Origin of the sequence: Peribacillus sp. V2I11, assembly GCF_030817135.1 — a bacterium.
Classification (GTDB): domain Bacteria; phylum Bacillota; class Bacilli; order Bacillales; family DSM-1321; genus Peribacillus; species Peribacillus simplex.
Genome location: NZ_JAUSYW010000001.1, coordinates 4,386,330 through 4,401,633, shown reverse-complemented (window position 1 = coordinate 4,401,633; position 15,304 = coordinate 4,386,330). Strand labels below are relative to the sequence as shown.

Below are 15,304 nucleotides of genomic sequence, written 5' to 3'. Positions count from 1 at the left end.
TCAAAAGTATTTACTTTTTCTTATAAAAAAATGTGTCGATCGTTTCAAATTGATATTTTCCTGGTGTGAATATTTGCTCTGTACTTCCTACAAAAAAACTCCGCCGCTTCTTAGTGATGCACTGAATTTTTCATATAATATATGTTTGGCTTCTTCAGTGAAATAAATTAAAACATTGCGGCAAACGATTAAATCAAACCCCTGTTCGAATCGATCCGCGAGAAGGTTTTGCTTTTTAGATGTCACCCTTCTCTTGATTTCATCATCGACACGATAAAAATCCGCTTTTTTTCAAAGTATTTCCTTTTGATTTCTTCAGGTACTTCATTTATGGAACGTTCAGGATAAATTCCCAATTTCGCTTGCGCCAATACATTATCATCCAGATCCGTCGCCAATATCTCTATCTGGTTAAGTGGAACCAGATTGGATAATATCATTGCAATCGTATAAGGTTCCTCGCCAGTTGAACAGGCTGCACCCCAAATTTTCAATTTTTTTGCTTGCTAATAACCCAGGAAGGATTTTTTGCTCCAACACTTCCCATCTCTTCGCATTTCTATAAAATTCGGAAACATTGATTGTCATTCTATCCAAAAACTCATTTAAAACTCCGGGATTGGTTTGAATGTCTTTATAGTATTCACGAAATGAGTGATATCCCCTTTTTTCATATAGAGATGTTAGTCGCCTTTTCATTTGCCCTTCCTATATAATGGCAAATCAATGCCTGTCGACATTTTGATATTACGAATATACTCTTCATATCCTTGAGGCATTCCTACGACTCCCTTGCACATAATTATTTTAAGTGGTCCTTCCCTTTATATATCGGAGAGTGCCATATTTTCTTTAAACTAAAATAATTCCTTACTTTGCTGCTCTAAACTAAAAAAGCAATGCAAAAAAACGGGTTCCATCGCATAATGACGATGGAACCCGCTTTTTATAAAGTGATCGTATTAATTAATATACCCACTCGTTTACAAGTTTAGAATACTCAACAAGTTCTTCTTCTTTGAAGAATAAACCGATTTCACGTACAGCGCTTTCAGCTGAATCAGATCCGTGAATGATGTTTTTGCCAACAGTCACGGCAAAATCGCCACGAATTGTTGCTGCTGCTGCATCTTTAGGGTTTGTGGCACCCATCATTTGACGTGCAGTAGTGATTACGTTTTCACCTTCCCAAACCATTGCGAAGACAGGACCTGAAGTAATGAAGTCCACTAATTCGCCAAAGAAAGGACGTTCTTTGTGCTCGCCATAATGTTGCTCAGCCAATTCTTGAGAAATGACCATTAATTTTGCTCCTGCAAGAAGGAAGCCTTTCTTTTCAAAACGGGAAACGATTTCACCGATTAAATTGCGTTGAACGCCGTCAGGCTTAACCATTAAAAATGTTCTTTCCATGAATGTCACTCCTAATATGTATCATTGTTATTTGCCTATATAAGGCAATACTTTTAGAATATTACCATTGTTTGATGAGTTTCGCAACTCCCATTATCAAAACTTTCTTTTTCCGATATTTTTCGCGATATCCGATAAAGTTTTTCTAGCTTTAATGGCAGGAAGACCTTTCAACTCAGTAAAAGCCTTTTCTAAATACATATCACTGATCCTCGCTGCTTGTTCAATGGCACCTGAAGTTTTTATCGCATTGATTATATGGGACATTTCGTCTTTTGGCGTATCTTCCCGAACTGTTTCGATAAGCTTTTTTAACTTTGGATCTTCCATAGCAATCAAAACGGGTAATGTGATATTACCTTGAATCAAATCACTACCGGCTGGTTTCCCAAGCTCTTCTTCCGAAGCCGTAAAATCCAATATATCATCGGTGATTTGATAGGACATACCGACATAGTATCCGAATTTAAATAGCTTTTGGTGAATCCTCTCTTCAACACCTGCTGAAATGGCTCCCAACTGGCAGCTGGATGCAATGAGCAATGCCGTTTTCCGTTTGATCCTTCTAAAATATATCCGCCAATTCTGTTCGAAATTGTACTTATCTTTTATTTGTTCAATTTCACCAAGACATAGTTCAACCATGGTATCAGCGAGAATTTGATGCGCAAGCGGGGACTCGATAACCGCCATCATTTCCAGTGCACGAGCAAAAATGAAGTCGCCTGTGTACATGGCGACACGATTATCCCATTTTGACTTAATGGTAGCAGATCCCCTGCGTAAATCCGCATCATCCACAACATCATCATGTACAAGGGAAGCTGTATGGATCAGTTCCAAAGTCGCTGCGACATGCTTTACGACATGAATATCATAGTTGCCAAACTTCGCGCCCAATAGGACGAATACCGGACGGATCCGTTTTCCACCGGATTGCAGTAAATGCAGGGAAGCTTCCCTTAAAACCGTGGAATCCGCTTCAATTGCGGCTTCCAGTTCTTTTTCTATTAATTGCAAATCTGCATTCAAAAATGAATACATCATTTTAAATTTCATACATTCCACCCAGCTTTGTCCATTGCTATTATGCTTATTTTGAAGGCTTGTACCCGAAATGTGTTGCTGCTACACCACCGAAATGGGCCTTGTAACTGACATTTTCCATTCCTGCCTGCTTGAACATGTTTTCAAGCTTTTTCATGCCAGGGAAATCTCGAGCTGATTCCTGCAGCCATGAGTATTCGCTATAGCTTTTTGCGAATAATTTGCCGAACATGGGCATGATGAAACGGAAATAAAAATAATAGCCCTGTTTAAAGCCAAGCATCGTTGGCTGTGAAGTATCCAGGCAAACGACCATTCCACCCGGCTTGGCTACCCGGTTTAACTCTTTAAGCACTCTCATGTAATCGGGGACATTCCGCAGCCCGAAACCGATCGTGACATAGTCAAAGCTATTATCCTCAAAAGGAAGCTCCATTGCATTCCCATGCATTAGGGACACTTGATCTAGATTGAGTTCAGCCACCTTTTGTTCGCCGATTTTCAGCATGTTCTTACTAAAATCCAGACCAACAACCTTTCCTTCTGGTCCTACTTCATTAGCAAGGGCAATGGTCCAGTCCGCTGTTCCACAGCATACATCCAGTGCATGGGCGCCTTTTGGGACATTCATGATGGCCATTGTAGCCTTCCGCCATTTAAGATGCTGTTTAAAGCTGATGAGGGAATTCATCTTGTCATAGTTTCCGTAGATCTTTTCAAAGACATGATGAACTTTTTGCTCTTTAGACTGCTCCATGATTCACCCTTCTTTCACATATGAATTTGCTATACTCTCTGTTTGTTCCAAGATGGCCTTCACTCTTTCCAGAAGTTCATCATCCAACTTTGCCAACTTCCGCATCGAGCGCTCTACGGATTGCCTGGCATCCCTCAGGCACTTGTCGAATTGGGTCCGTACCCGTTCTTCTTTTTCCGAAATGGGAACTTCCCCACTAATCAAGGCATCAAAAGGCATTTCCCTCAGGACATCAAAAACTATCGATTGCCCCGACTTCATATAGCTGCTCTTCTCGGCATGCAACCGTTTTAAAAGCAACAGATCTTCCGATATTTCTATCCAGGCAGGCTCATTATAGTAATCCGCCAGTTTATGAAGCAGCGAGGCCTCGATCGCTTTTATCGTCATTAAAAGCGTTGGTACATCTTTAATGGACCCTTGTTGGTAAAGAATGATTTTATTATCATTTATTTTTTTAATAGCGCTTGAAAGTATACGGATCATATCAACATTACCTACACTGGCAAGCACTTGATAATATAAGCCACTATAGTAATCACCGGCAAGCACTTGTAATTGACGATTTTTCAATACCTCGGGCAACTCGATTCCTTCACCTGAATTCGAGACGATTTCATGGGTATCCAGAGCTACTTGCACTAACATGGTTGAAATGATGTATTGATTCCGTTTTTCGCTTGTAACGTCCAAATCGTTAAACAATCCCCAAAGCAATATCAGTTTATCTTCGTCCAAGCTTGGCTTTTGTATATACTTCAATAAATATGGATGTTGAGCTTTCGTTTCTATTAATCGTTTTAATTGCCTTATGTCGTCCGTTATGTTTAACAATTGAGATCACCCTTGCATCCCCGAAAGATAATTTTTTTCATACATATTGGTTTCTGTCTGTGTAAAATACACATTATTATACCATAAAAACAATCAGATGAAATGGTCAACGTTTATAAAATGAAACTTCCAAAAATAAGGAAACCATCGTCTTTTGCCTCTTCAAAAAAATGGATGCGGGAAATTTACAGCTTGTTAAACGCGATATCAGATGATTGATTTACTACTTAACCAAGCATTGAGAAGCTATCATTTGTCAGGTGAATTCTTTTTGGAATCACTTTCTATCTCTCCAAATGGAGTATAGACTTTTGCATGGCCCCTGATTTTAATTGCCGAGGTATGCTCCGTGAATTGTGCGATCATCACCTCTCCTGAGTCAAGTTTTTCGGAGTGATGAAACTTGGTGTCCGTTCCCCTTGTCAACCCGATGACATTCACACTATCCTCAATGGCTTTGATTACGACAAAATCATTCAGAATCTTTTTTTCATTCATTTTTTCCTGCCCCCATGTCCTTAGTCTTTAATGAATGCCAGCACTTCAGCTCTAGTACGGTGATCCTTCGCAAACGTTCCCCTAACAGCTGAAGTCACTGTTTTAGATCCAGGTTTTTTTACACCTCGCATGGTCATGCACATATGTTCAGCCTCTACTACAACCATTACACCATGAGGCTCGAGCTTTTCCATTATCGAGTCAGCAACTGTAGAAGTGATGCGCTCTTGAAGTTGCGGACGCTTCGATACAGCCTCAACCGCCCGTGCCAATTTACTTAAACCAGTCACTTTTCCGTTTTTCGGAATATATGCTACATGGGCTTTCCCGTAAAAAGGGACTAAATGATGTTCACATACTGAGTAAAACGGAATATCCTTTACAAGTACGAGTTCTTCATGGTCCTCTCCAAAAACAGTATCGAAATATTCCTTTGGATCCTGATTAAGTCCGGAAAAAATTTCTTCATACATTCTGGCTACACGGGCAGGTGTATCCAGCAGTCCTTCCCTCGTTGGGTCTTCCCCTACAGCCTCAAGAAGCATTTTAACCGCTTCTTCTAATTTGGCATGATCAACATTAGCCATTTTTTGTACCTCCTAAAAATCAATAATATTATGTATTCAGATAAAAAATCCAAGGCGTTGCACCCGGATACCCTTAATTGCAATTATTAAAGAAGACCCATTTCCCCATACATGACGCCCTGAAAGTCAGTTTCGTCGGAAGCGGTTTTCGGATGGGTATTTCCTTGTGACGGATTTACCATCTGCAGCGTTTCTAAAATATTCACTGTCTTTTATATTATCACAGATGGAAATTAAGAAGCAAAAAAAGGGCCGCGTTTTCACGCGGCCCTTTTCGGTTAAGCACCCGTATGTAATGGTAGAATTACTTCACTGCATCTTTCAGCGCTTTACCGGGTTTGAAAGCTGGCACTTTGCTAGCTGCAATTTCGATTTCGTCACCAGTTTGTGGGTTACGTCCTTTACGAGCCGCACGTTCACGAACTTCAAAGTTACCAAAACCAATCAATTGTACTTTATCACCGTTTTTTAGAGCTTCTAAGATTGTATCAAAAACAGCATCAACAGCTTTTGTAGCGTCTTTCTTAGAAATTTCAGTTGCTGTAACAACTTCATTAATCAATTCTGTTTTGTTCATGCCATTCACCTCCTCCCAAAAGGAATCTTTATAAAAAATCATTATTACAACACTATAATAGTGATTTGATATTAGCCTCGGTCCAAAAATTTTCATTCCCTGGCAATCAAGGATTACCAAGCCGAATTAATTTCCAAATAATTCATCCAGAAATTTATAAATAGGTTGAAATCGCTGATATAACGCGTTTTCTGTATGTAGATTATCACAAATCCTATTAGCTTAGCAAGGGAATTCAAAAAATAATGGGAATCTTTTCATTAATAATTGTATATATTATAAATTTTGTCTTTCGCTATTCATCATTTCCCTTTTTTATAGAAATTAAACTTATTATATTGCTGAAAATCGCTTAACCACAGGGTTTTTTCAAGATTATACTAAAAAACAGCAGATTATTTCAAATATTAGCGTTCATAAATGATATTTTTCTTGCGAACCTGATGTCAGTTGCATGCAAAAAGACCAATCCATAAATGGAGTTGGTCCAGCTTTTAAACGTTTTTATAAGATGATGGCAATCAATCCCCCACTGCCCTCATTAATAATCCTCTCCAGTGTTTCTTTCAATTTATAGCGCGCATTGTCTGGCATCATCGCTAATTTCACCTGTATGCCTTCCCTTACGTAGGAACTTAGGCTTCTGCCAAAAATATCGGAGTTCCAAATGGAAAGTGGATTGTCTTCGAAATCCTGCATCAGATACCGGACTAATTCCTCACTTTGCTTTTCCGTACCGATGATTGGCGAGAATTCGGATTCGACATCGACCTTGATCATATGGATGGAAGGAGCTACGGCTTTTAGCCTGACACCGAACCTGGCTCCCTGACGGATGATTTCCGGTTCATCAAGACTCATATCGTTAAGGGATGGGGCTGCGACACCATATCCAGTTTGTTTGACCATTCTCAATGCATCGGCCACCTGATCATATTCTGCTTTCGCATACGCAAAGTCCTGCATCAAAGATAACAGATGATCCTTGCCCCGAATCTCCACTCCGACAATTTCCTTCAGAATATCATCATAGAGTTCATCAGGGGCGTATAGGTCGATTTCTGCAACACCCTGCCCCATCTCAATGCCTGCAAGCGCGGCACGGTCAATGAACTCGAATTCATTGAAATGTCCGACTACACGATCAACATCCCTTAGGCGTTTAATATCCTTAACGGTCTCTTTAACCGCTTCCTGGTAACTTTCCCTTAACCAATGATCTTCGCGAAGAACCATGACCCAGCTCGGGAGATTAACATTGACCTCGAGAACAGGAAATTCGTACAGGGCCTCGCGCAGTACGCTGTAAACATCCGATTCCCGCATTCCTTCGACACTCATGGCCAATACAGGGATATCATATTTTTCCTGCAGGGATTCCCTTAGTGCTACCGTATTCGGGTGGTGAGGCTGAACGGAATTGACAATCATGATAAATGGCTTGCCAACCTCCTTCAATTCTTCGACAACCCTTTCCTCGGCTTCTAAATAATCACTTCGCGGAATTTCTCCTATTGATCCATCCGTCGTAACGACTACGCCTAGTGTGGAATGATCCTGAATTACTTTGCGAGTACCGATCTCAGCCGCTTCATTGAACGGAATCGGCTCTTCATACCAAGGCGTGTGAATCATGCGGGGACCATTTTCATCTTCATACCCTTTAGCCCCAGGTATTGTATAACCGACACAATCGACTAAACGGATGTTCACATCGAGACCTTCAGCTACTTGAATCGAGGCTGCCTGGTTCGGTACGAATTTGGGTTCCGTTGTCATGATCGTCTTTCCAGCAGCACTTTGAGGCAATTCATCCTGTGCCCTTGCACGGTCCGCCTCTGAAGGAATATTCGGAATGACGACTAGCTCCATGAATTTTTTAATAAATGTGGATTTTCCAGTCCTGACGGCACCGACCACCCCCAAGTATATATCGCCACCGGTCCGTTCAGCTATATCTTTAAAAATATCTACCTTTTCCAAGGTATCCCCTCCCGAATTAGAGTTTTGGGATTTCGTTTATCCATTTGCATTTATTTAGGACATTATATATCTATGATGTTGTCCTAAAAATTTATTCCAATTATTTCCCTGGTTCAATCCCTTCCTCCACCAGAAATTTTATATAAGGGTTGTTATTTTAAAAGTAAGATGAAATAAAGATAAAAGAAATAACCCTTCCCCTACAATATATTTTGCAGAAGAAGGGTTATGCCTATTTTGTAAGAAATATTGGATTATTTGTTTTTTCATCAATTGTATATGGTAATGAATAGGCAGGGACGAACTCCGAACTCTGAACCAGCAGTTCCCGGATATCTTCACCTTGCTTGATTTCCCCCTCATGCTTCTTCAATGCCTCAAGTAAGTCCGGGGTATAATCAACATAAATGCTGCCTTGACCATCGACTACAAGATATAAGTCTTTTTGTGAAAATGGGCTCGTGACCGTCGGAGCTTCCTTCAGGCCCATTTTCTCATAATCAAGCGTAAAGACATTATCGGATAACCTTTCCTTAAATGGCGGGTATCCGTTGCTTTGCTGATAAGCAGTCAATCTCAAGGAAACATCCTGTATCTTCTGCGCCATCCTGACATCCAACAGCTTTACAGTCGGATCCTTTTCAACATTAACGAGGATGTATTGAAAGACGCCTCCTGATTCAAAGGCATTGTCCGGTGGTTCAGCCATATACCTCGGTGAAATCTTAGAAAACTTTATGACATATTTTTGATAAATCGGTGTACCTGCATCTTTTGTGACGATGGGCAGTATGCCGCCTTCATCTTTCTGAAATTGGTCCACAGCACTTTGAACGGATTGTATTTGCTCTTTATAAGGCAGTTGGTTTTGCATTTTTTGCTTCTCCGGATATAAGCAGCCAGATAATGATACAGAGATGCATAATAAACATAATATTTTGAAAAAATTTCTCATCATTTCTCCTCACCTATCAAGTGGTTGGCCCGCTAAGAACAACGATAAGGATGATCAAGCCGGCTAGAATCATAAGTATGTATGCGATAATTGCTGTCAAGACTCTCCAAAAACCTTTAAATTTATAGCGGCTTAAGTAGATTAGAAATATAGAGATAACCATAAAGCCCATAGCTATAAAGGATATCCACATTTTTTGCAGAGCAGGTGTCATATCTTCATCACTCCTTTTTCCAGAAATTATTATAACATACCAAATTACGTTAAAGGAATTAAATCCTTGTCCAATCTGTGTAATTCCCGTTTTCATGACTCCTTTTCGCGAAAAAAATTGTTGAGGTACAGGTATATAACAAAAAATATGTATAGTAATTTCCATACATCCTCCCTCCAATCAACAAAAAAACAGCCCAAAGGCTGTTTTTCTGCTAATTTAAATTAAGATTGAAGCGTCGGCAAGACCTCTTTGAACGCTTTAATGACTGTATCGACTTCATCCAACTGAATAGTCAAAGACGGCTCAATCCTGATTGTTTTAGAATTTATAAGCGTACCTGCTACCAAGATGCCTTTATCAAAGAGAGCTTTTGAGAATTCATAACCCACTTCGTCTTTATGGAACTCAATACCAATCATCAAACCTTGGCCGCGAATCTCCATAACCTTGTCTTTGTGCTCATCAGCCACTTCCCTTAACCCATTTAAGAAATATTCGCCAACTTCTGCAGCACGCTGCGGTAAGTTTTCTTCCAAAAGTACGTCGATCGTAGCAATGGCCGCAGCACAAGCTAGTGGATTTCCTCCAAATGTGGTAGTGTGCATGAATGGATTGTCGAACCAGCTTTTAAACACTTTCTCATTGGCCACGACAGCCCCTGCAGGCATTACTCCGCCGCCAAATGCTTTCGCTAAACAAATAATGTCCGGAACAACATCATATAGCTCAGAAGCGAACATTTTACCTGTACGGCCCATTCCTGTTTGCACTTCATCCAAGATCAATAACGCATCATATTCGTCACATAATGCCCGAACCTGCTTTAAATAACCTTGCGGAGGAAGGATGACCCCTCCTTCACCCTGGATAGGCTCCAACAGCACAGCGGCAACATCTTCACCTACCAACGCACAACTTTCAAACGTTTTTCTCATCATATCCACATCACCGAAAGGTACATGACGCACACCTGGTATCAATGGAATGAACGGTTTTCTGAACATGCCCTTTGCCGTTGCCGATAGTGATCCAAGGCTTTTCCCATGAAATGATTTTGTCGTGGAAATGATCGTGTATCGGTCACTGTACATTTTAGCAAGCTTAAGTGCAGCCTCCACGCTCTCGGTACCGCTATTCGTAAAGAACGAGTATTTTAGATCTCCCGGCGTGATTTCGGCAAGGATCTTGGCAAGCATTGCACGTAATGGATCAAGTAAGTCCTGGCTATGAAGTGCTTGTCTTTGCAATTGATCGGTTACGGCCTTTACTACTTTAGGGTTACGATGGCCAACATTATAAATACCAAAGCCACCTAAACAATCAATATATTTTTTTCCATTTACATCCGTAAAACAGGAATCTTGATCAGACCACTCCACCGAAGCGAATTGTGTATCTTTAGTGACCGTCTTCCGGTATTCCAAAAACCCTGGGTTTACATGGTTACGGAAATTCTCGACCGTTTCTTTTGTTACCCACTGAGCATCTTCTTTTGAAATTTCTTTTTGTTCGATTAATTGAAGCACTTTTTTAATATAATCTTGGGTTGCTGATTGGTTAGCTTGAGTGTTTTTACTCTCTACGTTAATTGACATTTTATAATCTCCTTTTTTTATAACATTAGTGGATGGTTAATTTATATTGCTTATTTATGAAACTTTGATGCTTACCTCCCTTTTTTCTTATACTTACTAATCAAGCAAGAACCATGCCAAGTTAATTAACCAATAAAATCGCATTATTTTTGATAAATCACTCTAAAACTATGCAAATATGCATATCGTTATTTCACTTTGCATAATCATCTTTGGAAAATCATAAAAAAGCTTCCCAAATGCCTTCATAAAAATAAAAGCCGTTGACAAGTGATTTTCATCACTCGGCAACGGCTTTTATTCAATATGCATTTTTTTCGATTTTCTTACTCTGTTCAGCTAACACTTTTTGATACTTCCTGCTCACTGACGATTGACTTATCCCGAGCGCTTTTGCCGCTTTGGTCGTAGTTTTATACTGTTTCATGGCAAGCATGATCAATTGCTCTTCGACATGATCCTGTGCTTCCTGCAGTGGAAGAATTCTCGTAATGATTGGTTTCGTTTGTTTAAAGTCACTGCCCACAGGTATGAACCTTTGAATGAAGTCAGCATCGATCATCTCTTCATCTGCAGAAACAACCAATCTTTCAATCATGTTCTGCAACTCACGAATGTTCCCCGGCCAGGTATAGACTTCCAGTATATTTAACGCATCGGGGGAAAAGTGGTAATTCCGCTGATACCTTTCATTCAGTTTTTGCAGGAAATGAAAGGCTAGCGGCGGTATATCCTCCGGCCTTTCCCTTAAAGGAGGCACATGTATGGGTATGACATTCAATCGATAGAATAAATCTTCTCTGAACGTCCCCATCTCGACCATTTTTTCCAGACTCTTATTCGTGGCCGCAACAATTTGAACATCAATGGAAATGGGTGTAGTGCTGCCAATCGGAATCACTTCCTGTTCCTGGAGGACCCGCAGTAGCTTGACTTGCAGATGTATAGGCATGTCACCCACTTCATCAAGGAATAAAACACCTTTATTGGCCTGTTGAAAGTATCCTACCTTCCCATTCTTATCCGCTCCTGTAAAAGAACCCTTCGTATAACCAAACAATTCACTTTCAAGGAGGTTTTCCGGAATCGCCCCGCAATTTATCTTCAGGAAAGGTTGCTTGGATCGCCTGCCCATTTTATGAATGGCTTCTGCTATCACTTCTTTACCTACTCCCGACTCCCCGTTGATTAATACAGTAGATGAAAAATGAGCGATTTTCTTGACTTGGCTGATTATCTGCTCCATTTTAGGACTTGCAAAAACCAACTCTTTATAAAATTGATCCTGTTTTTTGAAAGAGTCCAGTTCTTTCCTCATTTCATTTAATTCCGATTTCAATTGTGTCGTTTCCGTTATATCCCTTGATGCAATGACTATTCGATCTATATCCCCTTTTTCATTGAACACAGGGGTACCAACGGAAAGGACTTTCTTATTCATTTTCGTATCTTGGACAATCGATACTTTCTTTTTTTGTTCAAGGACTAACCGGGTGACCGAAGGATTAAAAATCCCTTCATCTTCTAATTGCAAGAGATTCTTCCCGATATAATCTTTTAAATCCTTCCCCCAGAATCCTGAGATGATGCTGTCACTATAGCGCAGCAGCTCTCCTTTTTGATTGACCACAAGTATTTCATCATAGATATTCGCTAAAATGGCATTCAAGTCTTTATTCGAGCTTTTAATCAACTCTATTTCCATGGCCATTTCCTCAACCATCGGTAAATCCTGAACGATGATGATCAGGCCTTCGACTTCTTTTTCATGGTTCAGAATCGGGCTATAGTCGACAAGCACACTCATGACATCAGTAATCTCAAGCTGATTCAGAATACTGCTCCCGCTGGCAAACACGCTATGTATATGCTGCTTATTAAAGATGTTCGCAGCAGGTTCATTAAGGACTTGTTCAGAAGGCTTTTTAATCATCTTCAAGCCTGATTCATTGAAGTTCACGATATTTTTTTCTTTATCAGCCACAAAAATCCCCATTGGAATCGAGGTTAAAATAACATTTAGCAGATCTAAATTTTGTTTGCTGTCCTGCTTGAATAATTCAGCTAACACATCTTCCCTTTTTACATAACCGGTAAGCAGGCCATCATCCGTTTTTATCAGTACGATAGGTTCACCGATAATTTGAAAAAGAAGCGGCAAGGATATGTTAGGAGTTAATTTACAGACATTATCAATCGAAAAAGCATACTGTAAAAGCTGATCGACTGTCGTTATTTTTTCATTTAACGGGAGGTCATCCATGCGGATATACGCAAACACATGATTTTCCTTCATGAGAAAGAAGAAAGGTTCCTGTATCTCATGAATTTTTTGGTCTGATAATGTAGGCTGATCAATTGTTATAGTTATGAATGGTCTTATTTTATCATCCGGAATAGATAACACAGTTTCACTCTCCTTTTGTAACCTAACCTATATTTTATCACAATTCTGAATTGCTAGATAAAAAATAACATGCACCATTCCCCATATCCAGCATTTACCTTTATTCGACCCACAACAAAAGGGTCCTTTAACGGACCCTTGAAACCTAAAAACCAGATATGTAACTTAGACTTATATATAGAGGACCGTTCACCTTTGCTTAACCTGATTGTCATGATTCATGGATGGTCTTTGGTACTCGTCGCCCTAGGCTTTTTATTCAGATAGGTCAGCTTTAACCATCATTACGGTTCCATACCTGTTTGCTATCCATAAAGGTTAATAAAACACCTTAAGGACCCAAGGATATATGCTTTCAAAGGTTCCGCTACCGTCACTTTTACTTGTTCATTCATGTAATTTCACGGATAGATAAAACGAACGATCGATATGACCTTGAAAAACAAGGCGACGAACGCTAGTACAGCATTTGCTTTCGTAGTTATTTCTCACCCTCATGACATGGATAAACGTCATAATAATCAGTAAACTCAGTATCCATGCATAAGCCGGTACAAAATGAAAAGCTGCTGAAAAGAAAATGCTGAACAACAACAACAAGTAATTGACCATTGGAATGAATAATTAATCCATCAGTATCGATTACCTACAAGAAAACCGGCATATGTATTAATAGACTCTTTGCGTTTACGCATATACCGAACCTGTCGAAGGAATGACTTTGCCATCAGTCCATAGCTGTATGCCGTGAAAAGCATCTCCATTATAGCGAGCTCGCAGGCTCCCGGAACCATTCCATGTGACATCAATGCAGCAATCCCATAAATGTTAAACACCCTTGCTAACGCCTGAACGAAAAACGAATAGAACAACAGGCAGGAGCATTAACGACCTCTTCATTTTCTCATCAGCCATATAACAACCTCCTTCGTTTCATGAATCGAGTAGATTCACTGTGCTTCTTCAAAACGGAATAGCGGAGGGGATTCCGTAAACCATTTTGTCCGATACAGAAGATAACCAATCCCAATTACTGCCCAGACAATTCCTAAAATCAAGGAACTCATCTCGAGATTAAGCCAAAGGATGAAGACCGAAGCCGCGCCTAAAACCGGGGACAGAATAGTTGAAAGAAATCCTTTAATCGTTCTGAAGCTTTTGTTTCTTATTGCATGGACGATTACGCAAATATTCACGAAGGTAAAAGCGATTAAAGCCCCAAAGTTTATGAGGGAAGTGGCCGTAACCAAATCAAGGAATAAGGCAACCATTGATATGGACCCGACAAATATGACATTAAAAAATGGCGTGTTATATTTGGGGTGGACAAACCCAAATAGTTTTTTCGGGATCACTTGGTCACGCCCCATGACATATAGCAACCTAGAAACACTAGCATGAGATGCAAGACCGGAGGCAAGGGTACCGCATAAGGTTCCTGCGAGAAAGAAAGCCTGAAATAACTTCCCGCCCACGAAAAGGGCAATTTCCGGAGAAGCTGCTTCAGGATTGCTAAAACGGGAAACATCCGGGAAAAATAACTGTGTAAAGAATGATGCCGTCACAAATAAAACCCCTCCGATAAGGGCAGTCAAAAAGATGGCCCGGGGAACTGTTTTGGATGGATTCGGTGTTTCTTCCGATAAAGTTGTGACTGCGTCAAACCCCAAGAAAGAAAAACAAAGGATTGTAGCACCAGTTATGAGCGTCGACATTTCCATATGAGGCCCGATGAATGGCTGAACCGATAAGACCTCTCCAGTCCCTTCTCCACCCATGACTCCTTTAACGACAAGTGCCACAAAAATAACGATGACCAACATTTGAAAAAAAACAAGGAAGCTATTAAAGTTGGCAGCAAAATTAACATTGAATAAGTTAATGACTGTCATTAAAAGGACAAATGCCACCACCCATATCCACGGGTATACTTCCGGAAAAAGAGCAGTTAAGTATATTTTTGTTAAAATGCCGTTCACCATCGGTAAAAATAAATAATCAAGTAACGAAGACCACCCGACAAGGAAGCCTAGATGTGGATTGATCGTTTTTTGTGTGTAAGTATAGGATGAACCTGCCTGCGGATAAATTTTCACCATTTTCCCATAACTGGATGCAGTAAACAACATCGCTAAAAGAGCAATGACATATGCAGTTGGCACATGTCCCCCCGTTTTTTCGGAAACTATCCCGAATGTATCAAAAACAACCATCGGCGTCATATATCCAACACCAAGCAATACGATATGCCATAAGTTTAAAGACCTTTTCAGTTTACCTGTTTGCATGTATCATTCCCCTTCCTTTTTAGCGGGAAAAGTTAACCAACTTTTCTCGCCTCCCTTATAATTTTTTTGGTCATAATACACTTCGCAATTTTCATACCAAAAAAAATAGTCGATTTTTAACAAAAAACAAAGAAATATGTAGAATG

Annotated in this window: 14 protein-coding genes and 1 pseudogene; all 15 read right to left on the bottom strand. The window is 40.1% G+C overall.

Features of this window, described 5'->3' with window-relative positions:
• Window positions 1-10: 10 nt before the first annotated feature.
• Window positions 11-779, bottom strand: a pseudogene (locus tag QFZ73_RS21560) (CheR family methyltransferase).
• Window positions 780-966: 187 nt separating this feature from the next.
• Entirely contained in the window at window positions 967-1,413 is a 447-nt protein-coding gene (ndk, locus tag QFZ73_RS21555) for a nucleoside-diphosphate kinase (protein ID WP_307270482.1), read from the bottom strand.
• A 96-nt stretch (window positions 1,414-1,509) separates the two neighbouring features.
• Window positions 1,510-2,472: a heptaprenyl diphosphate synthase component II gene (hepT, locus tag QFZ73_RS21550; RefSeq protein WP_063233213.1), complete on the bottom strand. Its 963-nt coding sequence runs from the start codon at window positions 2,470-2,472 to the stop codon at window positions 1,510-1,512.
• A 34-nt stretch (window positions 2,473-2,506) separates the two neighbouring features.
• On the bottom strand, window positions 2,507-3,217 hold the full coding sequence (locus QFZ73_RS21545; protein ID WP_251430471.1) for a demethylmenaquinone methyltransferase: 711 nt from the start codon (window positions 3,215-3,217) through the stop codon (window positions 2,507-2,509).
• A gap of 3 nt (window positions 3,218-3,220) precedes the next feature.
• The gene (locus tag QFZ73_RS21540) at window positions 3,221-4,051 is read right to left on the bottom strand and encodes a heptaprenyl diphosphate synthase component 1 (protein ID WP_251430468.1); all 831 of its coding nucleotides are present in this window, start codon (window positions 4,049-4,051) and stop codon (window positions 3,221-3,223) included.
• A 249-nt stretch (window positions 4,052-4,300) separates the two neighbouring features.
• On the bottom strand, window positions 4,301-4,549 hold the full coding sequence (gene mtrB, locus QFZ73_RS21535) for a trp RNA-binding attenuation protein MtrB (RefSeq protein WP_076365643.1): 249 nt from the start codon (window positions 4,547-4,549) through the stop codon (window positions 4,301-4,303).
• A gap of 20 nt (window positions 4,550-4,569) precedes the next feature.
• Window positions 4,570-5,136 carry a GTP cyclohydrolase I FolE gene (gene folE, locus QFZ73_RS21530; RefSeq protein ID WP_034308020.1) on the bottom strand — a complete coding sequence of 189 codons (567 nt, stop codon included), beginning with the start codon at window positions 5,134-5,136 and terminating at the stop codon, window positions 4,570-4,572.
• Window positions 5,137-5,440: 304 nt separating this feature from the next.
• Window positions 5,441-5,713, bottom strand: coding sequence for an HU family DNA-binding protein (locus tag QFZ73_RS21525; protein ID WP_034308023.1), 273 nt, complete (start codon window positions 5,711-5,713; stop codon window positions 5,441-5,443).
• Window positions 5,714-6,217: 504 nt separating this feature from the next.
• Window positions 6,218-7,696, bottom strand: coding sequence for a stage IV sporulation protein A (spoIVA, locus tag QFZ73_RS21520; protein WP_034308024.1), 1,479 nt, complete (start codon window positions 7,694-7,696; stop codon window positions 6,218-6,220).
• A gap of 232 nt (window positions 7,697-7,928) precedes the next feature.
• Entirely contained in the window at window positions 7,929-8,651 is a 723-nt protein-coding gene (locus tag QFZ73_RS21515; protein WP_251430466.1) for a hypothetical protein, read from the bottom strand.
• Window positions 8,652-8,667: 16 nt separating this feature from the next.
• Window positions 8,668-9,030 (bottom strand): DUF2768 domain-containing protein, encoded by a 363-nt coding sequence (locus QFZ73_RS28985; RefSeq protein ID WP_373458962.1) that lies wholly within the window; start codon window positions 9,028-9,030, stop codon window positions 8,668-8,670.
• Between the two features lie 59 nt (window positions 9,031-9,089).
• A complete protein-coding gene (locus QFZ73_RS21505) occupies window positions 9,090-10,463 on the bottom strand; it encodes a putrescine aminotransferase (protein WP_251430464.1) in 1,374 nt (457 codons plus the stop codon).
• Between the two features lie 301 nt (window positions 10,464-10,764).
• Window positions 10,765-12,870 (bottom strand): sigma 54-interacting transcriptional regulator, encoded by a 2,106-nt coding sequence (locus QFZ73_RS21500; protein ID WP_251430461.1) that lies wholly within the window; start codon window positions 12,868-12,870, stop codon window positions 10,765-10,767.
• A gap of 632 nt (window positions 12,871-13,502) precedes the next feature.
• Window positions 13,503-13,706: a hypothetical protein gene (locus QFZ73_RS21495; protein ID WP_251430457.1), complete on the bottom strand. Its 204-nt coding sequence runs from the start codon at window positions 13,704-13,706 to the stop codon at window positions 13,503-13,505.
• 114 nt (window positions 13,707-13,820) lie between these two features.
• A complete protein-coding gene (locus QFZ73_RS21490; RefSeq protein WP_251430454.1) occupies window positions 13,821-15,158 on the bottom strand; it encodes an APC family permease in 1,338 nt (445 codons plus the stop codon).
• Between the last annotated feature and the right edge of the window lie 146 nt (window positions 15,159-15,304).

Coding starts and splice junctions, on each gene's coding strand:
- ndk (WP_307270482.1), bottom strand. CDS start 1,413: ATGGAAAGAACATTTTTAATGGTTAAGCCTGACGGCGTTCAACGCAAT.
- hepT (WP_063233213.1), bottom strand. CDS start 2,472: ATGAAATTTAAAATGATGTATTCATTTTTGAATGCAGATTTGCAATTA.
- QFZ73_RS21545 (WP_251430471.1), bottom strand. CDS start 3,217: ATGGAGCAGTCTAAAGAGCAAAAAGTTCATCATGTCTTTGAAAAGATC.
- mtrB (WP_076365643.1), bottom strand. CDS start 4,549: ATGAATGAAAAAAAGATTCTGAATGATTTTGTCGTAATCAAAGCCATT.
- folE (WP_034308020.1), bottom strand. CDS start 5,136: ATGGCTAATGTTGATCATGCCAAATTAGAAGAAGCGGTTAAAATGCTT.
- QFZ73_RS21525 (WP_034308023.1), bottom strand. CDS start 5,713: ATGAACAAAACAGAATTGATTAATGAAGTTGTTACAGCAACTGAAATT.
- QFZ73_RS21515 (WP_251430466.1), bottom strand. CDS start 8,651: ATGAGAAATTTTTTCAAAATATTATGTTTATTATGCATCTCTGTATCA.
- QFZ73_RS28985 (WP_373458962.1), bottom strand. CDS start 9,030: ATGGAAATTACTATACATATTTTTTGTTATATACCTGTACCTCAACAA.
- QFZ73_RS21505 (WP_251430464.1), bottom strand. CDS start 10,463: ATGTCAATTAACGTAGAGAGTAAAAACACTCAAGCTAACCAATCAGCA.
- QFZ73_RS21490 (WP_251430454.1), bottom strand. CDS start 15,158: ATGCAAACAGGTAAACTGAAAAGGTCTTTAAACTTATGGCATATCGTA.